At 62.9% G+C, this 21,947-nt stretch carries 22 protein-coding genes and 2 pseudogenes; 20 read left to right on the forward strand and 4 right to left on the reverse strand.

What is annotated here, in order from left to right; all coding sequences use genetic code 11:
• Positions 1 to 124: 124 nt before the first annotated feature.
• The 7 genes and pseudogenes from LB551_RS22875 to LB551_RS22905 form a co-directional block, all read left to right on the forward strand.
• Positions 125 to 504, forward strand: a pseudogene (locus LB551_RS22875) (helix-turn-helix domain-containing protein); the annotation flags it as partial.
• A 449-nt stretch (positions 505 to 953) separates the two neighbouring features.
• Positions 954 to 2,126, forward strand: coding sequence for an enolase C-terminal domain-like protein (locus LB551_RS22880; protein ID WP_140552585.1), 1,173 nt, complete (start codon positions 954 to 956; stop codon positions 2,124 to 2,126).
• A gap of 5 nt (positions 2,127 to 2,131) precedes the next feature.
• The gene (locus tag LB551_RS22885) at positions 2,132 to 2,908 is read left to right on the forward strand and encodes an SDR family oxidoreductase (protein ID WP_140552584.1); all 777 of its coding nucleotides are present in this window, start codon (positions 2,132 to 2,134) and stop codon (positions 2,906 to 2,908) included.
• 32 nt (positions 2,909 to 2,940) lie between these two features.
• Entirely contained in the window at positions 2,941 to 3,927 is a 987-nt protein-coding gene (locus tag LB551_RS22890; protein ID WP_224628957.1) for a substrate-binding domain-containing protein, read from the forward strand.
• 66 nt (positions 3,928 to 3,993) lie between these two features.
• Entirely contained in the window at positions 3,994 to 5,517 is a 1,524-nt protein-coding gene (locus LB551_RS22895) for a sugar ABC transporter ATP-binding protein (RefSeq protein WP_140552583.1), read from the forward strand.
• Positions 5,514 to 6,515, forward strand: coding sequence for an ABC transporter permease (locus LB551_RS22900; protein ID WP_224628961.1), 1,002 nt, complete (start codon positions 5,514 to 5,516; stop codon positions 6,513 to 6,515). The genes LB551_RS22895 and LB551_RS22900 overlap by 4 nt, the downstream gene beginning before the upstream one ends.
• 2 nt (positions 6,516 to 6,517) lie before the next feature.
• Positions 6,518 to 7,324 carry a FadR/GntR family transcriptional regulator gene (locus tag LB551_RS22905; RefSeq protein ID WP_140552582.1) on the forward strand — a complete coding sequence of 269 codons (807 nt, stop codon included), beginning with the start codon at positions 6,518 to 6,520 and terminating at the stop codon, positions 7,322 to 7,324.
• Between the two features lie 206 nt (positions 7,325 to 7,530).
• On the opposite strand, the pseudogene LB551_RS30150 reads toward LB551_RS22905, so the two are convergent.
• A pseudogene (locus LB551_RS30150) lies at positions 7,531 to 8,470 on the reverse strand (SMP-30/gluconolactonase/LRE family protein).
• A gap of 63 nt (positions 8,471 to 8,533) precedes the next feature.
• On the opposite strand from LB551_RS30150, the gene LB551_RS22915 reads away from it, so the two are divergent.
• From LB551_RS22915 to LB551_RS22950, 8 genes are all read left to right on the forward strand, one after another.
• A complete protein-coding gene (locus tag LB551_RS22915; RefSeq protein WP_140552580.1) occupies positions 8,534 to 9,253 on the forward strand; it encodes a FadR/GntR family transcriptional regulator in 720 nt (239 codons plus the stop codon).
• Between the two features lie 17 nt (positions 9,254 to 9,270).
• The gene (locus LB551_RS22920) at positions 9,271 to 10,473 is read left to right on the forward strand and encodes a mandelate racemase/muconate lactonizing enzyme family protein (protein WP_140552579.1); all 1,203 of its coding nucleotides are present in this window, start codon (positions 9,271 to 9,273) and stop codon (positions 10,471 to 10,473) included.
• Positions 10,474 to 10,496: 23 nt separating this feature from the next.
• Positions 10,497 to 11,474, forward strand: coding sequence for a sugar ABC transporter substrate-binding protein (locus tag LB551_RS22925; RefSeq protein WP_140552578.1), 978 nt, complete (start codon positions 10,497 to 10,499; stop codon positions 11,472 to 11,474).
• A gap of 80 nt (positions 11,475 to 11,554) precedes the next feature.
• Positions 11,555 to 12,532: an ABC transporter permease gene (locus tag LB551_RS22930; protein WP_140552577.1), complete on the forward strand. Its 978-nt coding sequence runs from the start codon at positions 11,555 to 11,557 to the stop codon at positions 12,530 to 12,532.
• A gap of 4 nt (positions 12,533 to 12,536) precedes the next feature.
• A complete protein-coding gene (locus tag LB551_RS22935) occupies positions 12,537 to 13,268 on the forward strand; it encodes an ATP-binding cassette domain-containing protein (RefSeq protein ID WP_140552576.1) in 732 nt (243 codons plus the stop codon).
• A 76-nt stretch (positions 13,269 to 13,344) separates the two neighbouring features.
• Complete coding sequence (locus LB551_RS22940; protein WP_140552575.1) at positions 13,345 to 14,100, forward strand: SDR family oxidoreductase; 756 nt, start codon at positions 13,345 to 13,347, stop codon at positions 14,098 to 14,100.
• 4 nt (positions 14,101 to 14,104) lie between these two features.
• Positions 14,105 to 15,013, forward strand: coding sequence for an aldose 1-epimerase (locus tag LB551_RS22945; RefSeq protein ID WP_140552574.1), 909 nt, complete (start codon positions 14,105 to 14,107; stop codon positions 15,011 to 15,013).
• Between the two features lie 70 nt (positions 15,014 to 15,083).
• Positions 15,084 to 15,326 (forward strand): hypothetical protein, encoded by a 243-nt coding sequence (locus LB551_RS22950; protein WP_210243383.1) that lies wholly within the window; start codon positions 15,084 to 15,086, stop codon positions 15,324 to 15,326.
• A gap of 841 nt (positions 15,327 to 16,167) precedes the next feature.
• Here the strand turns inward: LB551_RS22950 and LB551_RS22955 are convergent.
• Positions 16,168 to 17,640 (reverse strand): protein adenylyltransferase SelO, encoded by a 1,473-nt coding sequence (locus tag LB551_RS22955; protein ID WP_224660549.1) that lies wholly within the window; start codon positions 17,638 to 17,640, stop codon positions 16,168 to 16,170.
• A gap of 571 nt (positions 17,641 to 18,211) precedes the next feature.
• On the opposite strand from LB551_RS22955, the gene LB551_RS22960 reads away from it, so the two are divergent.
• Genes LB551_RS22960 through LB551_RS22970 form a run of 3 tightly spaced genes read left to right on the forward strand, consistent with a single transcriptional unit; the run spans position 18,212 to position 19,407 of the window.
• Positions 18,212 to 18,547, forward strand: a complete 336-nt coding sequence (locus tag LB551_RS22960) for a hypothetical protein (RefSeq protein ID WP_224660542.1) — start codon at positions 18,212 to 18,214, stop codon at positions 18,545 to 18,547.
• Positions 18,544 to 18,987: a hypothetical protein gene (locus LB551_RS22965; RefSeq protein ID WP_224660543.1), complete on the forward strand. Its 444-nt coding sequence runs from the start codon at positions 18,544 to 18,546 to the stop codon at positions 18,985 to 18,987. The genes LB551_RS22960 and LB551_RS22965 overlap by 4 nt, the downstream gene beginning before the upstream one ends.
• Positions 18,988 to 19,035: 48 nt before the next feature.
• Positions 19,036 to 19,407, forward strand: a complete 372-nt coding sequence (locus LB551_RS22970; protein ID WP_224629018.1) for a DUF1515 family protein — start codon at positions 19,036 to 19,038, stop codon at positions 19,405 to 19,407.
• Positions 19,408 to 19,765: 358 nt separating this feature from the next.
• On the opposite strand, the gene LB551_RS22975 is transcribed toward LB551_RS22970, so the two are convergent.
• Positions 19,766 to 20,068 (reverse strand): hypothetical protein, encoded by a 303-nt coding sequence (locus tag LB551_RS22975; protein WP_140552571.1) that lies wholly within the window; start codon positions 20,066 to 20,068, stop codon positions 19,766 to 19,768.
• 835 nt (positions 20,069 to 20,903) lie between these two features.
• Positions 20,904 to 21,146 carry a DUF6894 family protein gene (locus tag LB551_RS22980; protein WP_140554104.1) on the reverse strand — a complete coding sequence of 81 codons (243 nt, stop codon included), beginning with the start codon at positions 21,144 to 21,146 and terminating at the stop codon, positions 20,904 to 20,906.
• Positions 21,147 to 21,352: 206 nt separating this feature from the next.
• Between LB551_RS22980 and LB551_RS22985 the strand changes: the two genes are divergently transcribed.
• Together LB551_RS22985 and LB551_RS22990 are read left to right on the forward strand one after the other, a co-directional pair.
• Entirely contained in the window at positions 21,353 to 21,532 is a 180-nt protein-coding gene (locus LB551_RS22985) for a hypothetical protein (RefSeq protein WP_140554102.1), read from the forward strand.
• A gap of 143 nt (positions 21,533 to 21,675) precedes the next feature.
• Complete coding sequence (locus tag LB551_RS22990) at positions 21,676 to 21,870, forward strand: hypothetical protein (RefSeq protein ID WP_140554100.1); 195 nt, start codon at positions 21,676 to 21,678, stop codon at positions 21,868 to 21,870.
• Positions 21,871 to 21,947: the final 77 nt, after the last annotated feature.

The raw sequence follows: 21,947 nt of genomic DNA on the forward strand, positions 1-21,947 counted from the left end.
AGCCGATCATGGAGGACTTGTGCCTTCCGGCATTCGGCCAGATGTGAGGTTTTGGCAGGTTGTCCATTCGGGCCCGACCGACGAGACTGGAGTTACCACGCTTCAGATTCGTCGGAGGACCCGAATGAATCGAGAGGAGATGGCGCTTGCGGTCATGGAAGGCGGCCTTTCCCAATCCCAAGCAGCGTTGAAATTCGCGGCGCCGGCGAAGGTCGTGAACCGATGGGTCGAGCGCTACAAGGCCGAAGGCCGTGCCGGCATGGCCGACCGCTCGTCGCGGCCCAGGCGCAGTCCGAATGCGAGCGAACGGGCTGTGGCCGATCGGATCGTTACGCTGCGGCGCCAGCGCCTCACGGGCAAGCACATTGCAAGTGGGGTCGCTGTCTCGCCGCGAAGGTGAGCCGGGTGCTGGCGCGGGCCGGACCGTCGCGGCTGAAGGACGTTGAGCCAGCAGAGCCGGTGCGCCGCTATGAGCATGACGAGTCGGGCGACATGATCCACATCGGACGATGTCGGTCACTGAATCGGCGGAGACGCCTGCCTCCGGCAGCATTCGGACCAGGGAGATCCAATAAGGAATGCCGCATTTCTGTGAAAAACTGTCGTCATGCTGAATGAGGCCCGTATCGACCAGCACGTTCCTGTCGCCGTGCAAAGTTGCACGATGGCCAACCGTTCTACGTCGCCGTCGAATGGTGCTCCCGCGCATGCAAACGCTGAAATGTGCCCTCGATGCACGCTGCCAATCCAAAGAGATCGGAGGCTGACCATCCGAGCTCCAGCACAGTTTATGTTTCGTTCGCCCTAACTGTATGACGAGCCAGGATATTCCAGCGGTCAAGTTCTGGAGCGTGGCGGTAATCGAGACGTGCGGTGTCTGCTCTTGACTCCGCACATGTATTGATAAATAAATCATATTTAATGTCGATATAAACGACAAGCTGAGGGCTGGAATGAGGATCACGTCGATCAGCGCGCGCGTGTGCAACGCAGAGATGCGCAATTGGGTGTTTGTCCGGGTCGAGACCGACGAACCCGGTCTCTTCGGCTGGGGCGAGGCGACACTGGAATGGAAAACGCGCGCCGTCGTGGGCGCCCTGGAGGATCTCGAGGCTCTGCTGCTGGGGCAGGACCCTCGCAACATCGAACAGTGCCACCAGATCATGACGCGCCACGGCTTTTGGCGTCTCGGCGTCGAGGGCATGTCGGCCGTCAGCGGCATCGAGATTGCTCTGTGGGACATTCTGGGAAAATCGCTCGGCGTCCCGGTCTGGCGCCTGCTCGGCGGCCAGGTGCGCACGCATCTGCGCACCTATACCCATCTCGGTCTCGGGGACATGAAGGCCGTCTACGAAAGCAATTCGGCGGACAGCATCGTCGAACGGGGCCGGATCGTCACGCAGGCGGGCTATGACGCGGTCAAGATCGTCTGCATCCCCTATACGCACTATGTGTCGCCGGCGCGCGACGTCGATGCCGTCGCGGAGATGGTCGGCGCGCTGCGCGAAGCCGTAGGCCCCGCGGTCGACATCATGATCGATTTCCACGGCCGGCCGGCCTCCGTCAATGCAGCGATGGACTATCTGAAAGTCATAGAGCCCGCCCGTATCATGTTCGCGGAAGAGCCGCTGCCGCCGGAAGACATGGCTGGCCTCGCCCATATCACGGCCCGCTCGCCGGTACCGATCGCGTCCGGCGAGCGTCTCATCGGCCGTCGCGAGTTTTCGCACGCCATCGCTGGCCGCGCCTTCCACATCGCGCAGCCCGACATCTGCCACACCGGCGGTCTGCTCGAGACCAAGAAGATTGCCGCCTTCGCCGAAACCGCCGGCATCGGACTGGCGCCGCACAATCCACTCGGACCGCTGGCCGGGGTCGCCGCGCTGCACTTCGGCATTTCGACGCCCAACGTCATCATCCAGGAGGAAATGTCGGGCGCAGTTCCATGGTACGACGATGTGGTGAGCTGGCCGATCAGGCGCCAGCCGGGACGTTGGGACGCCCCCGAACTGCCCGGCCTCGGTGTTACCGTGAACGAAGACGTGATCGCCCGCCACCCGTTCAAGCAGGAGGTGCTGCATGCCCGCAATGCGGTCATGCCGGACGGCACCATCGTGGATTGGTGATCGCCATGACGGGTCGTCTGCAGGGCAGGATCGCGATCGTCACCGGGGCCGGCCAAGGCATTGGCGCCGCCACCGCCACCGCGTTTGCGGCCCAGGGAGCCCGCGTCGTCATTGCCGAGAAGAACACGATGACCGGCGCCGCGGTCGCGCGGGCAATCGCGCAGGCCGGCGGCGAGGCGGTGTTCTGCGAAACCGATGTGACCGACAAACAGTCCGTCACCGACCTGGTGGCGCGCACGCTTGGCTCCTTTGGGAGCGTCGATATACTGGTCAACAATGCCGGGGCCAACGTCTTCCATGAGCCGTTGGAGATGCCCGACAGCGAGTGGGAGCGCTGTCTCAAGCTCGATCTCGAGGCAGCCTGGATCTGCGCCAGGGCGGTGCTGCCCTCGATGCTGGAGCGAGAATATGGTTCGATCGTCAACATCGCCAGCTGCCACGCCTTCCGCATCATTCCACACACTTTCCCCTATCCCGTCGCCAAGCACGCGCTGCTGGGGCTGACGAGAGCGCTCGGCATCGAATACGCGGCGCGCGGCATCCGCGTGAACGCCATCGCGCCGGGCTACATCGAGACGCCGATAGCGGAGGCCTACTGGAACACATTTGCCGATCCGGCAGCGGAAAAGAGGCGCGCCTACGACCTGCATCCGCCCAAAAGGATCGGCCGACCGGAGGAGGTCGCAATGACGGCGGTTTTTCTGGCTTCGGACGAAGCGCCGTTCATCAATGCCGAGACGATCACCATCGATGGCGGACGCTCGGTTCTCTACCACGACTGACGTTCAACCAGGACTGCACAAGGGAGGAAGACATGAATTCGAGACTGACAGCAATCGTGGCCTGCGCCGCACTCGCCACCGGACTTGCCTTGACCGGTGCCACACGTGCCGACGATATCAAGATCGGCTACATCAACAAGATGGGCGAACACCCATGGTTCGTCGCTGAAGTCGGCGGCGCCAAGAAGGCTGCCGAAGCTGCCGGCGCCGCCTTCGTTTCGCAGGACGTCCAGTTCGATGCCAATCTGGCAGTCACCACCTTCGACACCATGGTTGGAGATGGCGTCAAGGGCATCGCCATCGTCGTTCCCGACAAGGCGCTCGGCCCGGTGATCGCCCAGAAGGCGAAGACCGCCGGTATTCCGCTCGTCGCCGTGGACGACGACATCTACTATCAGGACGGGTCGCAGGTTCCATATGTCGGCATGAACGCCCACAACATCGGTGCGCGCGTCGGTGAAGAACTGGCGAAGCTCTACAAAGCCGATGGATGGGCCGGCAAGGAAGTGCGCATCGCGTCCATCGAGGACCGCAAGGCGGACACCTGCATGCAGCGCAACAAGGGCGCCGAGGAGGCCTTCCTCAAGGCGGTCCCTGATTTCAAGCCGAACAACATCATCCGCGTTGCCTATGACAACACCATGGTCAACGCCATCGACGTGATGACCACGACGCTGACGGCCAATCCGAACGTGACCAACTGGATCTTCTACTCCTGCAATGACGATGGCGTTCTGGGCGCCGCGCGCGCCCTGCAAAACGCCGGCTACAAGGCCGATCAGGGCATGGGCATCGGCATTGACGGCAGCCGGGCCTGCGATGCGTTCGGCTCGGCCGAGCCCTCGGCGTTCAGGGGCACGATGTGGCTGAACTCGGCCAATCATGGCGCGCTGGCCGTCAAGCTGCTGCTGGCCGCGATCAAGGACAAGACACCGCTTCCGGTGCAATCCTTCACCGACCCCGAATACATCACGCCTGCCAATTTCGCGTCCGACTACAAGGCCAAACTCTGCCACTGACCAGTCCGATGCAACGGGACCCCCATGGGTCCCGTCGCATGTCCCAGCAATGATCGGGAGCCTGATGTGACGGAAAACGGTTTCTTCGCGCTCGAGCATGTCTCGAAGCGTTTCGGCGTCGTCCAGGCACTCGACGACGTGTCGCTGAAATTCCGGCCTGGCGAACTTTTGGCGCTGGTCGGCGAAAACGGCGCCGGCAAATCGACGATGATGCGTATTCTGGAAGGGGTCTTCAAACCGGATAGCGGCTCGGTCCGGTTCGCCAATGAACCTGTGGTCTTTTCCGAACCGAGAGACAGCCACAACGCCGGCATCCGGGTCATCCACCAGGAGCCGGAGATCGTTCCGAGCCTGACCATCGCGGAAAACATCTTCGTGGGCGAAATGCCAAGAACAGCCGGCGTGTTCCTCGACTGGAAGACACTGGAGGCGCAAGCCGCTCGCGTGCTTGCTGCCTTCGGCGTGCAAGCCGACATGCGGCCGCGCCAGCCTTGCGAGACGCTCGGCCCCGCGCAACGGCAGATGATCGAAATCATGCGTGCGGTGCGCGCCGGCGGCCGCCTCATCGCCTTCGACGAACCGACATCGTCGCTGACCGATGACGAAGCGCGGCGGCTTTTCGCGGTCATCCGCAGGTTGCGCGCCGAGGGAACGTCGATCGTCTACATCTCCCACAGGCTGAACGAAATCATCGAGCTCGCCGACCGTATCGTCGTCCTGCGTGACGGCCGTCTCGTCGATGAATCGGCTGCGGCCGGCGCCACCGAGCAGGGCATTGCCCGGCTCATGGTGGGTCGCGACATCGCGGACCTGTTCAAACGCGAGAGCCGGCCTTCGGGCGAGAACCTGCTCGAGATCAAGGGGCTGACGACGGAGCGCATCACCGCAATCGATCTCTCGGTGCGCAAGGGCGAAGTCCTCGGTATCGCCGGCCTGATGGGCGCGGGACGCTCCGAATTGGCAAAAGCGATCGTCGGCTATGACCGCCGTCTCGGCGGCACCGTGTCGATGAACGGCATCCCCGTCACCCCCGACAGCCCGCATGCGGCCATCGTCGCCGGTATCGGATTTGCGCCCGAGGACCGCAAGCACGAGGCCTTGCTGATGTTTCGCAGCATTCTCGACAATGCCGCCCTTTGCGTTGCGGACCGGACATCGTCCTTCGGTCTATTCAGCAGGCGCAAGGCGCTCGACGTGGTGTCGCCACTTGCCGCCAAGATGGCGATCAAGGCACCGGATCTGGACGTGCCGGTGGCAAAACTTTCAGGTGGCAACCAGCAGAAGGTGGTGTTGGCGCGATGGCTGGCGCGACAGCCCATGCTTTTGATCCTTGACGAGCCGACGCGCGGCATCGACATCGGTGCCAAGGCTGAAATCTATCGCCTGATCGAGGAACTCGCGGCGGGTGGGATCGGGCTCATCCTGATTTCATCCGAAATGCCCGAACTGATCGGTCTGGCCGACCGCGTGCTCGTCATGGCCGAAGGCCGCATCACCGCCGAACTGAACCGCCCGGATATCGATGAGACATCGATCCTCAGGCACGCCATGCCGAGGTCCGCCCTCCAGCGCGAAGGACTTGCCCCGTGAACACCGCCGATCAGCTCACGAATCCCCGCGACGCCATGGAAAGGCGCTCCATGGCCGCCTTGGCCGAACGCCTGGGTGTCCACAACATCAGCCTGCTCCTCGCGCTCGCGATCCTCATTGTGATCTTCGGCACGCTGCGTGGCGACGTGTTCTTTTCGGCGCGCAACATGCTCAATATCGGCCTAGGCATCACCATCCTTGGCGTGCTGGCGATGAGTCAGACCATCGTCATCGTGGCCGGTGGGCTCGACATCGCGGTCGGCGCCGTCGTCGGCCTCACCACGGTATCGACCGCCATGGCCATCCAGGCGACGGGCTCGCCGGGGCTCGGCATCGTCGCCGGTCTGGTCGTCGGCGGGCTGGCCGGCCTGGTCAACGGCATCATCATCACCTACGGGCGCGTCAATGCCGTCATCGCCACGCTCGGCACGATGGCCATTTTCCGCGGCATCGCCTTCATCATGTCGGATGGCCAGTCGATCGCCATCTTCAGCGACACGTTTCGGTTCATCGGTATCGGCAAAATCCTCGGCCTGCCGCTGCTTTTGTGGATCCTGATCGCGACGGCGATCCTGTTCCAGGTCTTTCTTTCCCGGTCGATAGTCGGCCGCAACATCTATGCGCTCGGCGGCAATCCGGTCGTGGCGCGCTTTTCCGGCATCAACGTCAAGCGCTACCGCGTCGGCATCTATATCATGAGCGGCGTGGCGGCGGGGCTTGCCGGCATCCTGCTTGCCGCGCGCACGGGTTCGGGGCAGCCGGTTTCGGGATCGCAAGGGCTGGAACTCGAGGCCATCACCGCCGCCGTTCTCGGCGGATGCGCCCTGCAGGGCGGCAAAGGAACGATTGTCGGGGCGCTGCTGGGGGTTGCGATCATCGGCATCCTAAACAACGGCATGATCCTGACTTCGGTGCCGACTTTCTATCAACTGCTTGCAAAGGGATCGCTCCTGATCCTTGCTGTGGTTGTCGCCGAGTATCACCTCAACAGGACCTAGCAATGGCAGTTAAGCCCCTTCCGAAGACCGAAGACGTGCCGGACGCGACCACTATCGGCCCGGCGTCGCTGAAGGACAGGATCGCGAGGGATATCGGCCAGCGCATCCTCTCCGGCCGCTATCCCCCTCTTTCCATCCTGCCCAGCGAAGCCGAACTTTGCGCCGCCTATGACGCAAGCCGCACCGCACTGCGCGATGCGCTTCTGACGCTCGCGGCCAAAGGACTGATCGAAGCGCGAAAGCGCGCGGGGACGCATGTCCGCCTGCCAAGCGATTGGAACAGGCTCGATGCCCAAGTGCTCGACTGGATGAGCGGGATCGAGCCCGACCTCGGCTTCGTGCGAGGGCTTATCGAAGCGCGCCTGGTGATTGAACCGGCAGCCGCCCAATTGGCGGCCAAGATGGCGAGCTCCGGCGATCTGGCGATAATCGAGGCCGCCTATGAGGCGATGTGCGACGCGCCTGAAGACGACCTGTCTGCCTGCCTCGACGCCGATGTGCGATTTCACACTGGAATCTTGCGTGCCAGCCGCAACCCGGTGTTCGCAAACCTCGGCAATATGCTGGCTGCGGCCCTCAATTTCTCCTTTCGGCTGACGACCTCGGCCACGGCCAATTTCCAGGCCACGCTCAGCGCGCATGGCGACGTCCTGGAAGCCATCCGCATGCGACGGGCCGATGATGCCTACCGGCAGATGAAGGCGCTGATTGGGATAGCATCGATCGACCTCTTGACCATCGCCGACGGCGCGCACCGCGACCGCCCGGTCAGGCAGAACCTCCCCGTGTCAGCCGGCGATCTGCATTAATTGCATGACGCATGCCGGAAGCAATCCGAATCGCTCCGGCTCCTGAGCGCCGCAATCGTCCGGATCTCGGTGCCGACTGGTGATGTCTTGTCTACGGCGGGTTTCGAACGCTCGACCTGTCGGAGGTCAGCTGCCAGCGGCCGTTGCTTGCGACCGTTGTCATTTGAGCCCACCGACAATTTCGCACCGCGAGGGAATTGGACAGCCTACCCGAAGCGGTTGCCCCGCAAACCTCGCATCCCCGGCCGCAACGCGAAAACGCCGCCTTCATTCGGGTTTGCCAGCAAGTGATCCGCCGTCATCGTGAAGCGCGCGGAAGTGACGAAGAGCGTATCGAGGTTGACGCCCCCGAAGGCGCAACTCGTCGGCCAGGTGCAAGCCAGTTCGATGGTTCGATCCAGCCGGCCGTCGGGCGAGATGCGCGCGAGGCAGCTTCCGCCGGCGACCCGACAGTTCCAGACATGGCCGTGGGCGTCCATGCAGGAGCCGTCGGGCAGTCCTCGCTCGAAACCGCCGAAGAACCGCCGCCGCTCGGCGATCCTCGAAGAGCTCTGGTTCCAAGTATAGCTGTAGAGTTCATTCTTCATCGTATCGGCGGTGATGAAACGCCCATCCTGGGTCCACGCCATCGTATTGGTAATGCCGAAGCGGTCTTCGCTTAGTTTCGTCACGTCGCCGGCCGGTCCCGATCCGGAACAGCTGTCCGGCATCCTGGGTGATGGCGAGAGGCGTATCGTCTGGGGCGATATTATTGGCCATCGTGCCGACCCAGAACGAACCGTCTGGCGCCACGACGCCCTCATTCAGCCGCATCTCGGGCCTGTCCGGCTCGATCTCGGCGATCGTTTTGAACGGCCCGCCGAATTCCCACAAGGCGACTTCCTTTCTAAGGCCGACGATGGCGCCACCGTCCCTGCGCAGGCCAATTGAGGTGACGAGGTCAGGCGTAGCCCAGCTTTCATGAGCTCCGGTGATCGTATCCAGCCGATGGATCCGGCGGCCGATGATGTCGACCCAGACCAGCCTGCCACGGCGGTCGTCCCAGACCAGGCTCTCGCCGACCACATCGCGCGCGTCAAAGATCAGGGCTGCATGCGTTTCTTGCACGGGGCTCCTCCAGTTCGGCGTCCAGAAATCCGCTTGCATATATCTTCTAGTCATAATATGAGCAATTAGATTATAACCTGTCATACAGGTTGGCGAAGCGACATGCAGAATCCGACAGAGGCAGCGGATGAGCCGAGCCCTGGCTTGGTGAACACGGCGATCCGGGCGATCACCCAGCACATCCGCTCCGAGGGGCTGGCGCCAGGCGATCCGCTGCCCAGCGAGGCGGCCATGACCCGCCAACTCAATGTCTCCCGCACGGTGGTACGCGAGGCCTTCCGTTCGCTTTCTGCTATGCGCCTGATCGACATGAGCGCCGGGCGTCGCGCCACGGTCGCCAAGCTCGACACGGGCGCGATGTCGATGGTCATCGAACACGGCATCACCACGCAGCAGATCAGCGTGCATCAGGTCTATGACGTGCGGCGCACGATCGAGATGCGCACCGTGGCGCTCGCCGCCCTGCGCCGCACCGATGCGGAAGCGGCCGCCATTGCCAACGCGGCCAAGCTGATGCGCGAGAGCTTCAAGAACCCCGAGATCGTCATGGAGCACGACATCGCCTTTCACGAGGCGATCGCCTCCGCATCGCACAACCCGGTCTTCTCGCTGATCGTCACTGCCTTCAGCGGCGTCACGCGCCGCACTTGGGTGATCGGCTGGCGAACCCGCTCGACCCCCGAGGACCAGCTCAAGATGATCAAGGGGCACGAGGACATAGCCGACGCGATCCTCAAGGGTGATCCGCGGCTTGCGGCCGAGCATATGGCGCAGCACTTCGACAAGAGCGTCAAGGCGCTCCTCGACGCCGGTATCGCCTGAGATGGGGATTGCCTGACATGAAGATCCGCGCCATCGAGACCATCCGCATCGAGGAACGGCCCAACCTGCTATGGGTGGAGGTCCATACGGACGAGGGCCTCACCGGGCTCGGCGAGACCTTCTTTCTGTCGCGCACCGTCGAGGAATACCTTCATGAATATGTCGCGCCGCGCGTGATCGGCCGCGATCCGCTGCAGATCGATCTATTGGCCGCCGATCTCATCGGCTATCTTGGCTTCCGCTCCAGCGGCGCCGAGGTGCGCGGCAATTCCGCCTTCGACATCGCGCTGTGGGATATCTTCGGCAAGGCCACCGGCCAGCCGATCGCCCAATTGCTCGGCGGCTTCAGCCGCAGCTCAATCCGCACCTACAACACCTGCGCCGGCACCGAATACATCAAGGACGCCAAGGGCCAGACGACGGCCAATTACGGCATCGGCTCCAGGCGGGACTATGACGACCTCAACGGCTTCCTCACCCGCGCCGGTGAATTGGCTCAGGAACTGCTCGAGGACGGCATCACCGCCATGAAGATCTGGCCGTTCGATCACGCGGCCGAAAAGACGCGCGGCAATGACATCTCGCCGGCCGACCTGAAGGCCGCGCTTGAGCCTTTTGCAAAGATACGCGAAGCCGTCGGCGACAGGATCGACATCATGGTCGAGTTCCACTCGATGTGGCAGCTCCTGCCGGCCATGAAGATCGCAGCCGCGCTGGAACCCTTCGCCACCTATTGGCACGAAGACCCGATCCGCATGGACAGCCTCGGCGACTTGAAGCGCTACGCAGCCGCTAGCCCCGCACCGATCTCGGCATCGGAGACGCTGGGCAGCCGCTGGGCCTTCCGCGACCTGCTGGAGACCGGAGCGGCCGGCGTCGTCATGCTCGACATCTCCTGGTGCGGCGGCCTGTCGGAGGCGCGCAAGATCGCCTCGATGGCGGAAGCCTGGCGGCTGCCGGTGGCGCCGCATGACTGCACGGGGCCGGTCGTGCTCGCCGCTTCCACGCATCTGTCGCTCAATGCGCCCAATGCGCTCGTCCAGGAAAGTGTGCGCGCCTTCTACCGCACCTGGTACCGCGACCTGGTGACGGCGCTGCCGGAAGTGACAAACGGCATGATCACCGTGCCGCCGGGGCCGGGTCTTGGTCTGGCGCTCCATCCGGAGCTTGATCGCGCCTACACCGTCCAGCGCCGCGTCAGCGACAAGGCGGATATCTGAAAGATCCAAAGGGAGGAATAGACATGAGAAAACTCACTGCAATGCTTCTGCTTAGCGCGGCTCTTCTTGGCGGGCAGGCGACCGCCCGCGCCGACGGTCTCAACATCGTCTTCACGCATCATTCGTCGGCCTCGAACACTTTCTGGCAAGCTGTGAAGAAGGGCTTTGACGATGCCTGCGCCAAGGTCGAGGCGAACTGCAACATGGTCTTCACCCAGACCGAGGGCTCGGTCGAGCAGCAGGTCGCCAACATGCGCGCCGCCCTTGCCGCCAAACCCGACGCGCTGCTGACCTCCATCGTCGACGACCATGCTTTCGACGACGTCATCAAGGAGGCCCGCGACGCCGGCGTGCTGGTGATCGCCGTCAATGTCGACGACACCGAGGGCGCCAAGGGCAATGCCCGGCAGGCCTTTGTCGGCCAGGGCTTTAAGCCGGCCGGCTATTCGCTGGCCAAGGCGATTTCCGAAAACTTCCCGAAGGACGGCCCGATCAAGGTGCTGGTCGGCATTTCCGCTCCCGGCCAGAACTGGTCGGAAAGCCGGGGCGCCGGCATCATGCAGTTCCTCCAGGAATACAAGGCCGCTCATGCCGACCGCGACGTGTCGTGGGAGCGCATCGACAGCGGCACCGACCTCGCCATCACCTCCGACCGCGTCGGCGCCTATCTCAACGCCCATCCGGACACGACAGCCTATTTCGATACCGGCTTCTGGTGCGCCGGCGTGGCGCGCGTCCTGGCCGATCGCGGCGTAGCGCCAGGCAAGGTCCTGCTCGGCGGTTTCGACCTGGTGCCCGAGGTGCTGCAGCAGATGCAGAAGGGCTATGTCCAGGCCTTGGTCGACCAGCAGCCCTACATGCAGGGCTTCATGCCGGTGATGGAGGCCTATCTCAACAAGAAGATCGGTCTTGCTCCATCGGACATCGACACCGGCCAGGGCATTGTGCGGCCGAAGGAGGCCGACAGCATCATGGCGCTCTCCGCTCAAGGGCTGCGCTGAGCATCAGCCACTGAACCCTTGCATCGGCGGCGGCCGGTGCCGCCGATGTGATGGACGATCTCGAACGCCGGAGCCTTTCGTTGAAGCGCCTGTTCAAGACCTATCTCGAAAAACCGGAGCTGGCCGGGCTGATCCTGTTGGTGCTGCTCATCATCCTGTTCCAGGTCCGCTCGCACGGCGTGTTCCTGAATGCCGACAATCTGCGCGGCATTCTCGGCATCCTGCCGGAGGCCGGCCTTGTCGCGATCGGCGTCACCATCCTGATGATCAGTGGTGAGTTCGACCTGTCGGTCGGCTCGGTCTTCGCGCTGATGCCGATGACGATGGCGGTGCTGATGGTGCACGGCTGGCCGTTCCCGCTTGCGCTGCTTGCCGGGTTGTTGGTCTGCGCGGCGATCGGCTTCATCAACGGCTACGTCACCATCCGCTTCGCCATACCGAGCTTCATCACCACGCTTGGCATGCTGTTCATGGCGCGTTCGCTTACCGTCGTCGTCTCGGGCGGCTTCCCGCCGCTGCTGCCCGCCGACCTGCCGAACTGGCTGTTCACCTCCTTCGTCGGGCCGGGCAACATGTTCCGCATGTCGTTCCTATGGTTCGTCGCCATCGCCGTGCTGACCTCGCTGATGCTCTCGCGCACCAATTTCGGCAACTGGATCAAGGCCACCGGCGGCTTCCTGCCTGCCGCCGCCTCGATGGGCATCCCGACCGCCAGGGTCAAGCTCGCCTGCTTCATCCTGTGTTCGATGCTCGCCGGCTTCGCCGGCATGCTGCAGGTGCTGCGGCTGGGATCGCCCTTGCCGTCGATCGGCGAGGGGATGGAGCTTCAGGCGGTGGCGGCAGCCGTCATCGGCGGGGCGTCGCTCGCCGGCGGCATCGGCACCGTCATGGGCGGCCTCATCGGCACGACGCTCATCCGCGTCATCGACAATGGCCTCGTGCTCAGCCATGTCGATGCCAACTGGTTCAAGTTCGCCATCGGCTTCCTGACCATCTTCGCCGTCGTGGCCAATGCCTGGATGCGTAAGCGCGCCAAGGCCATCAAGATGGAGGGCTAAAGCGGTGACCGACGCCATCATCTCAGTGCGCGATCTTCACAAATGGTATTCCGGCGTCCATGCGCTGAAGGGCATCACGCTGGACTTCAAGCGCGGTGAGGCGCTCGGACTGGTCGGCGACAACGGCGCGGGAAAATCCACCCTCATCAATATCCTCTCCGGTGTTCATACGGCGGATCGCGGCGAGATCCGGGTCGAGGGAAAGCCAGTGAGGATTGCGCGGCCGCGCGATGCGATGAATCTGGGGATCGAGACCATCTATCAGTACAACTCCATGGTTCCGACCATGTCGATCGCCAGGAATCTGTTCATCGGCCGCGAGCCGACCCGCTTCGCGGCCTTCGGCGTCGGCATCCTCGACCAGAAGAAGATGGCTGAGGAGAGCGTTCGCGCCATCGCCAATGTCGACCTGCATCTGCGCTCGCCCGAGGCGCTTGTCGGTGAGCTCTCCGGCGGTCAGCGGCAGGGCGTGGCAATCGCGCGCGCCATGCATTTCAGGTCGAAGGTTATGATCCTCGACGAGCCGACCAACCATCTCTCGGTCAAGGAGACCAAGAAGGTGATCGGCTTCGTGCGCGGCCTGAAGGAGCAGGGTGTCACCGGCGTCTTCATCAGCCACAACATGCACCACGTCTTCGAATGCTGTGACCGCATCGTAGCGATGGCGCGCGGCGAGGTGGTGCTGGACAAGCGCATCGAGGACACCTCGATCGATGAAGTGCATGGCGTGCTCTAAAGCAGTTCCAGGAACAGCGCGTAGCGGTCTTCCGTCTGGAATTGCGTACAAACGAAGGATCTAGGAAAGGGCGGCAATGACGGTGCTTGCAGGTCGTATCGCGCTGTTGACGGGTGGGCTCGGCTCGCTCGGCCGGGCCCAGGCGGTGACGCTGGCGCGGGCCGGCGCGCGCGTGCTGGTGCTCGACCGTCCCGACATCGAGAGCGCACCGGCGACCGTTGCGGCGCTCGCCGCGGAGGCGGGCGGCGACATCGCCTTCGTCGGCTGCGATCTCAACAGTCTCGCCGCGGCGGAAGCAGCCGTGACCGCGCTGGCGGCGAGCGAAGGCTGCATCGACATCCTGATCAACAATGCCGCGCTGATCATCAACCGGCCGTTCGAGGAATTCTCGCTGACCGAGTACGAAGATCAGATCCGCGTCAACTCGTCGGCCGCCTTTGCGCTGGCGCGGGCCTGCGCGCCGGGCATGAAGGCCAAGGCCTATGGCAAGATCGTCAATTTCTGCTCGATCACGCTCAACGGCCGCTGGGACGGCTATGTCCCCTATGTCGCGTCGAAGGGCGCGATGCTGGGCCTCACCAAATCGCTGGCGCGCGAACTCGGCCCGCATGGCATCAGGGTCAATGCGGTCTCTCCCGGCGCGGTCGTCTCGGAAGCGGAGGAGCGCGTCTTCGGCGACCGGCTCAAGCAATACAATGACTGGATCCTCGAGAACCAGAGCATCAAGGCGCGCATCGAGCCGCATCAGGTCGCCGAACTCGTGCTGTTCCTGGTGTCGCCGGCATCCGACATGATCACCGGCCAGAACATCGCCGTCGACGGCGGCTGGTGAGGCCATGGCCGACTTCGTGGAACTGAACGACGGTCGGTCGAGGCTCATCCTGGCACCAGGAAAAGGGGCTGCGATCGCCCGCTTCGACGCGCTTGTCGCCAATGGCGCCTCGGTTCCGTTGCTTCGACCTGGCGATGGAGGCGGCACCTCCGGCTGTCAGTTGCTGGTGCCATGGTCGAACCGCATCTCGGGTGGCGGCTTCGCGTTCGACGGCCGCTTTCATGCCGTTGAGCCTAACGTGCCAGGCGAGGCTTTTCCGATCCATGGCGACGGCTTCCAGAGGCCGTGGCGGCTTGGCGCCCGTACCGCCGGCGAGGTGGAGCTGGTGCTCGACGATGGCGCGATCGGGCCTTACCGCTATTTGGCCTCTGTCTCCTATTCGCTGCGCGACGGCGCCCTCGAGGCCCGTCTGACAGTGGAGAACCGTGCCGGTATGCGCTTGCCTTACGGCCTCGGCTTTCACCCGTGGTTCCCGCGCGATGCGGCGACCACGCTTCAGGCAAAGGCCGAGCGCGTTTGGCTGGAGGATGAACGCCATCTTCCCGTTGGCGCGGTACCAGTAAGCGATCGCCCTGCATGGGATTTCTCGATGGGCGCGCCGCTGCCAACAGGCTGGGTGAACAACGGCTTCGACGGGTGGGACCGGCGCGCCATGATCGTCCAGCCTCAGGAGGGGATTTCCATCTCGCTCACCGCCACGCCGGGTTTGGACGTCTTCCTGCTCTATTCGCCGTCGCCTGGATCGGGCTTCTTTTGCTTCGAGCCGGTCTCGCACAGCGTCGACGCGCACAATGGCGCGGGCGAGGGGCTGGCGCCGCTGGAAAATGGAGCGACGATGAGCGTTGGCATGCGCATGGATTGGGCTGCGATGGAACCTGCTCTTGCCAGGGAACCGGTGCTAGCCGGGTTGTAAGGTGGATGGTGTCACCGCACTTGCGGGCTCTCCAGTTCGAGAACGTAGCCGTGAAGGACAGTTGCGACCCTTGCACCATCAGGAACTTCGGCAAGCGTCGCGTGTTGAATTGTTCTCGAAGGAGAACACCATGCCCAAGGAAACAGAACGCGCCTCGGTAGGCCCCGAAGCCGATGCCAAGGGCCAAACGGAAAAGAAGCACAAAGGTGGGTCGAACGACGGCATCTCAAGCGCAGATCCCAGGGTCATTTCGGAGAAAAAGGACGGCGACGCTACCTTCCCGCTAAAACAGGACAAGCCGAAAGGCCGGTAAGGCCAGGACGGCGACCGCCGCTTTAGCGCGGCGCCTATCGTCCAGCGACGGCTAAGGGTGGCCCGGTGACCTCCTTATCGAACCGGGCGGCAATCGCTTTGATTTGCGTGAGGTCGCGTGGAATCTCCAATCCCAGTTCGGCAACCGCGGGGAAAAGCTTTCGAGGCCACCCGGGGACAGAATGGCGATCCATCGGCACGCCTGCATGTGGCGCGGCTTGAGGCGCAGCCGACACTGGCATCACCCACCAGCCCCGACCGGGAAATTGGAGTCGGGCCGAGTTCAATACCGATGGTAATGCCTAGTTCGCTGATATTGGGCAGGATCGTTCGGCACAGATCGAACGATGACCGGATTGCAGCCGCCGCCAATACCGCAGAACGCACCGTGCCACGCTCATCCGTGTTGCGCCCGTCGCCCTCGGCGATCAGCGCGTGGAGGCAATCACCGATATACCGTACTTTACGCCATCGAAGTCGTTCCGAGCGACGCAGTTCATTTCACCGCGCAGGACGTGCAGGTTTGCGACAGGACGCGCAGTCGAACCTGCGATAAAGGCCGCTCGCGGCAGCAGCCTGCAGCTGAATGTCGAAAGACCTACTAATTCTCTTTGATCACCCTCGCTGCTCGCACGAGCGATGACCAGTCAGCGCCCATGGCTGCGACAAGGTCTCGAGCATCCTCGTCGGATATTCCGGTATGGTCTACCAGCTTCCGTGCCAGCAATTCGAATGCTAATTCTATAATCGTCATAGCTCAGCCCCTTACGAGAGTACTCGCGACGATAGCTTGCAAATGGGTCGTCCGCATTCGCACATGTTAAGCGACCGTCATGAACGTCTCATGTACCGCAGAATGTCTGCAGGACGCGCTCGTCCGATCGTGGCGGGTCAGCATAATGTTCCATTTCCGGCTGCTCATCGAAGGGACGGCTGACGACCCCCAGTATCTCCTCGAAAGGTGTGAAGTCCCCGCCCAATACCACCTGGATCATCTCCTCAATGCGATGGTTGCGGGGAATGAATTTGGGATTGACGGCATGCATAGCGGCCCGCCGCGTGGCTGTGTCGGCTGCCTCGCTTGCGACGCGCTCGCGCCACCGCGCCGACCAGGCATCGAATGCGTCGGGATCCTGAAACAACGGCCGCGCCGTGCCTTGACCTTCCGCTGCGTCGAGGTCGTCGCCCAGCCGCCGGAAGCCGAGCGTGAAGTCGGCTTCGCCGCGAGCCAGCACATCCAGAAAATCAGCCGCGAGCTGCAGGTCGCCTTCCGCCTCGGTCAGCAATCCGAGTTTCCTGCGAAAACCGCGCTGCAACACAGCCTCATAGGAAGACTGAAACGACCTCAGCACATCCTCGGCTTCGGCCACGGCATCATTCTCATCCGTGCTCATGAGCGGCAGGAGCGTCTCGGCAAAGCGCGTAAGGTTCCATGTGGCGACACGAGGCTGGTTGGCATAGGCATAGCGTCCGGCGCGGTCGATCGAACTGAACACCGCGCTGGGGTCATAGGCGTCCATGAAGGCGCATGGGCCATAGTCGATGGTCTCGCCCGAGATCGCCGTGTTGTCGGTGTTCATGACGCCATGGATGAAGCCGACCAGCATCCAGCGCGCCACCAGACCGGCCTGTGCGGTGACAACGGCCTCCAGTAAGGCGCGGTACGGGCGTGCTTGCCCCGCCAACTGCGGGAAGTGACGGTCGATGGCATAGTCGGCGAGGATCTTGAGCCCGTCGACGTCGTGGCGCGCGGCGAAATATTGGAAGGTGCCGATCCGGATATGGCTTGCCGCAACTCGGGTCAGGACGGCGCCGGGCAGCCGGACCTCGCGATAGACCGGGTCGCCGGTGAGCACCGCCGCCAGGCTTCGCGTCGTCGGAATGCCCAGGGCGGCCATCGCTTCGCTGACGACATATTCGCGCAGTACAGGACCGAGGGCAGCGCGGCCGTCGCCGTTGCGCGAGAACCGCGTCGGTCCCGATCCCTTCAGCTGGATGTCGCGGCGAGTGCCGTTGACGTCCACCACTTCGCCAAGCAGCAGCGCGCGTCCGTCGCCGAGCTGAGGCACGAAATTTCCGAACTGGTGGCCCGCATAGGCCAAGGCGATTGCTTGCAAGCCTTCCGGAAATCTGTTGCCGGCAAGCATCTCCACTCCCTCCCGGCTGGTAAGCTGATCGGCGTCAAGCCTGAGTTCCTCGGCGAGTGGCTGGTTGAACCGGATCAGCCGGGGTTCGGACACCGGCTTCGGATCTGTTGGCGCAAAGAAGCGCTCCGGCAATTGCGCATAGCTGTTGCGCAGGGCGGGGAGCTGCATCTGAATGGATCGGGATTGTTCAGCGGTTGCAGGTGACGTCATGACAAGCTGGCTCTGAAGCGGAGGGCTGGACGGCTCCCGTTCGAAGAGCCTCCCTCCATATAGGGACCCAACGTCGCTGGTGCCATCTGGATCCATCAGGTCGGCACCGGACAAACCTGGGAACCACCCGCGTCCATCAAGGTTCGGGCGGGCTAACGTAGGACGACAGGCAAGGTGTCGCTTGGCGTCTCGCCGAATGTGAATGATGAAACGCAGTTCGCTCATGGCCGCAGTCGAGGACGACGAGACCCCCCTGCCGTCGCGGAATCCAAAGCTTAGCGCCCGGATCGCCATTGTCACCGAATGAGCACCCCGCAATCTACTCAGCGCGCGCGGGCTATGCAGGGGAGGACCACGTCTGCGGCGGCGATGCTTCGCTTGGGGCTGAGAGTTCCGCTGGAGGAAACGACGGTGAACCAGGCTCGATCCGTTGCTCGGCGATCAGGGCGCCGCGCTCATAGGTTAGGTAGCGCCAGAGCCACTGGATCGAGACCTGAACGCGGTGCTGAAAACCGACGAGCAGGTAGACATGGATGAGTGCCCAGGCAGGCCAGGCGAACCAGCCGATCAGTTCAGCCTGCCAGGGGCAAAGGCGATGGTCGAGGATGCAAAGACAGCACCGTCGACCGCGCCGGCAGACGCGGCGATCGGCGCGGGCATTGGCGGCGGTGGCATCGCCGGCACGCTGACAGACCTTCAGAACCAGCTCTCGCCGCTGTCCTACGCAAGCGAGTGGATCACGAAGGTCGTTGTCGTTCTCGCCATCGGAAGCGCGGTCCTGGTCTTCGGCGCCGCCGCCTATCGCTGGTACACGAACCGCAAGGCGAAGCGTCTGGCTGAAGCGCTCGGCACGGTGCCGGCGTGACCGGGCTCATCACCATCGTTGCCGGCCTGGTGGGCGTGCCGCGCCCGCTGCCGGGCATCATCGCATGGGCGACCATCGCCGTGGCCGTCTCGGGAGCCGTCTGGGGCGGCTACGAGATCATCAAGCATTGGGGTGCGCAGGAAGTGCGCGACCAGATCGAGAAGGAGAACGCGGATGCGATACGCAAGGGCATTGAGGCCAGCCGTCTTTTGACGACTGCACTGCTGCTGGCGGGCTGTGGGACTTCCGGCGTCAACAGTGTTCCAGCCCTGCGGGCGGCGATCGGTAGCAGCCTCGCCGGCGCCAAGGGCAAGACAGTCGAGGATCAGTACAAGATCGACGGCACCATGGCGCCAGGCTGCGCCGTCAAGCTCTACACCGCGGCTGAATGCGACAGGCACACCAAGGCGAGCGTGGAACGCCGCGCCGAACTGAAATAGCGCATCGTGGGCAGGGGCATGCCGACATCGGAAACGAAAAGCTTGGAAATGATGATCGGCGGCCTGCTGCAAGCCACTCTGGACATGCAGCGCGTCCTCACCGAGATCAGACGCGACATCAAGGACAGCGATGCTCGAGCAGCCCTGAGCTACGAGCAGTCGGAACAGCGCGCCGCGTCCAGCCGGGCGAAAATGTATCAGAAGACCGACGAGCTGGTGGAGCGCGTCACCGCCACCGAGACCGCGGTCAGCAAGCTCAATGCCGACATGACCAGCGTCACGGAAGTCACAGCTCAGGTGACGCGCTGGAAGCTGATGGGGCTTGGTGCCTCGGGCGTGACAGGCATGGCCGCCGCGGCGCTGGCGTCGCTGGTCACCGCCTACTGGGCCGATATCTGGCGCGTGTTGCGGGGAGGGTGATCGCCGGCCGGCATGAATGTCGAGAGCCTTTCCGAATGCAAAAAACGACGCCCGGCGGGGGACCGGACGTCGTTTGTTGCGGGCCGTTTCCTTGGGAGGAAAGGCAGGTCCGCCGCATTTGTTGCCGCCGAACCTCGGCGGAAGAAAGGAGCCGGACGCGGTAGCCGCCTGAGCCCGGGTCGTCCGAGTGATGCCCCCATCTCCCGTCCGAACCACACCGCGTCCTACTCTCTGCATAGCAGGTGCAAGCGTACTAGAAATGTTACCCTGCGTTACATGTCACAGTTACTTGATGACGAGGTCGCCTACTGCTCGGACATCTGGCGCGTGCTGCGGGGTGGCTAGGCATGCACCCAAGCTAGGTTATCTCGTAATAGAAATCGCAGATCAGATCGGCGACTTTCACTGCCTCGAAGTCAGTCATGTGCGCCGCGTTCTCTACAGCAACGGTTTCCAAATCATCCTGATCGATGGCCAGAAGGTCCAGCAATTTTGCAAATTTGATTTTGAGTTCGCGGTCGCCGTTGAATTCGTCGATCGTCACATTCAGAATGTTTCCATTCGCCTCGATCAGCCTCGCCTGAATGCTATGTTCGGAAGCCGCTAGCGCTCGGATCGCGGCGAAGAAGTGCTCACGAGCATTGGTGTATTTGTCGTCCATTTTTGACCTCTATCGGGTGGAAAGCGCGCCCTGGACGCGGGGAGCAAGCCGCGACGTACGCTTTCCATAGAGCTGGAGTCAACAACTTCGGTGCGGTCTATGGTACCCGCGACGCCATCCAGGACATGAAGCGGGAGATAGACGAGTTGCGGCGCAAGCAGGTGCAGCCGCAGTGACAAACGAACCGGGCGCCGCCCCAAAGTCGATGAGGCGGCGCCCGACCGCGCTTCGGGAACCTACCGCGCCGCCCGTCGTTGACCTGTGCTGGTTCTACCAGCTACTCCAGAACTCGCCCGCTTCCTCACGGTGGCGGGCTTTTTGTTATGTGCTAAGGCCGGACCGTTAACTGGGGGCGGACATGCGCATATCTATCTTCGTGACGGTGATCTTGGTGTTTATGGCGGCCGGCTTTTGCTCACGGCCGAGCTCGTAATTCAATCAGCCTGACGCCAGTGACGGAACATTCCGGCTTAACATTTGTTATACCGGCGATGCCTGACCGCCCACCACCTGTCACGGCTCGTATACTGCTTCTCGCGATCCTCCTTGATCTGGCTGTCAAGGAACATCTTGAACGAGGCGACGGCTAAGAGGCTAAGCGACGTCGGGTCAAGGCGGGTCTCGGCTCCGGCCGACCAGGGTTTTTTTGCGCGTGGCGGAACTTCCATCGATCTCACAGGTTTCGCCGCGCAACTCGGGTCGACCCAACTCTCCCGATTTGTGTCCCCTCTAACCCTGGGGGACCGCCCGCCGCTGCCGTGAATGGAGCGGCGGGCCAGCGGTCCAGTGGTGCGCGTTGGGGCAGCTACGAGACTGCCTCTGTGATCCTGCCCGGTTAAATCGATACCAACCGCGACCTCGCGGCCAGCGTCAGTTTCACCTCGTAGATATGCTGCCCATTCTCGTCCCGAACCCGCACGACGAATTCGTGACGGTTTGCAGGAAGGGGATGGTTTATCGCGAGTTCTGGGAGAAGGTGCTTCGCTGCCTCGCGCATGTCGGACACGGACATTTCGAGGCCCTGATCATCCGGGGTGATCTGACCATCCTCGATCGTGTCAAAGAAAAAGCGTGGCATAACGCCAGCCCGAACTTGCGCCTTCTAGCCTTGTTCCCTGGCCGTTAAACTTGCGTACAGCGTCAATGTTCTGACGCCGGGCCGCATTTCCTGATGCGCCTTCCTGCTCCCGTCATCTGCCCCGCTGGCTCGGCCAGCGGGGCTTTTTTTATTTGCCCACGAAACGAAACCATCTCAGGCAAGTTCAGAGCCCAAAGGAGGCTCCGATGACTACCGGCGACGGACGCGAAGATGATCCGGGCATTCAGTTCCTTGCCCGGCGGCTGGCTAAAGAGGTCGGCATCCCCGAAGCAGAGGCGCGCGGCCTGATCAAGCTCATCGGCACCAACTGGAGTTCTTTACTGCGCGAAGCCCGATTCCTGAAAAAACAGCGTCGCCCGTTTTGATGGCGGCAGCGGTCACGACCCGGTGAAGCCTGGCGCAACCGGGAATCTTACTGCATGTTCCACTGTTCGGCCCCGAGAGAAACATCATGCCAATTCAACAATAGGCAAGGGACGCCGGTATTTTGGGCGCGTCGGAGGTGGCCATGCTCGGACGACGGCGGCAGGTCGTTGAAGGGAATGTCTGGCCGAAACGTCATGTCGATCAACCCTGCTTCAATCGAGACATTGCCACTAATGGCGTTGTCATCGACACGTCACGATTACATGCCGAACGAAATATCGACTGTCCGAAATGCGCCTTCGTTTCGGTCGTTACGGTCAGCTTTGCCACCGCCTGAAGCGGATTAGGCGCCGGCCACCCTGGAAGTCGCATTTGCGCCAGAAACGCTGGGGACGATCCCATGATCGTCAGATG

The organism is Mesorhizobium sp. BR1-1-2 (assembly GCF_020165435.1).
GTDB lineage: Bacteria > Pseudomonadota > Alphaproteobacteria > Rhizobiales > Rhizobiaceae > Mesorhizobium.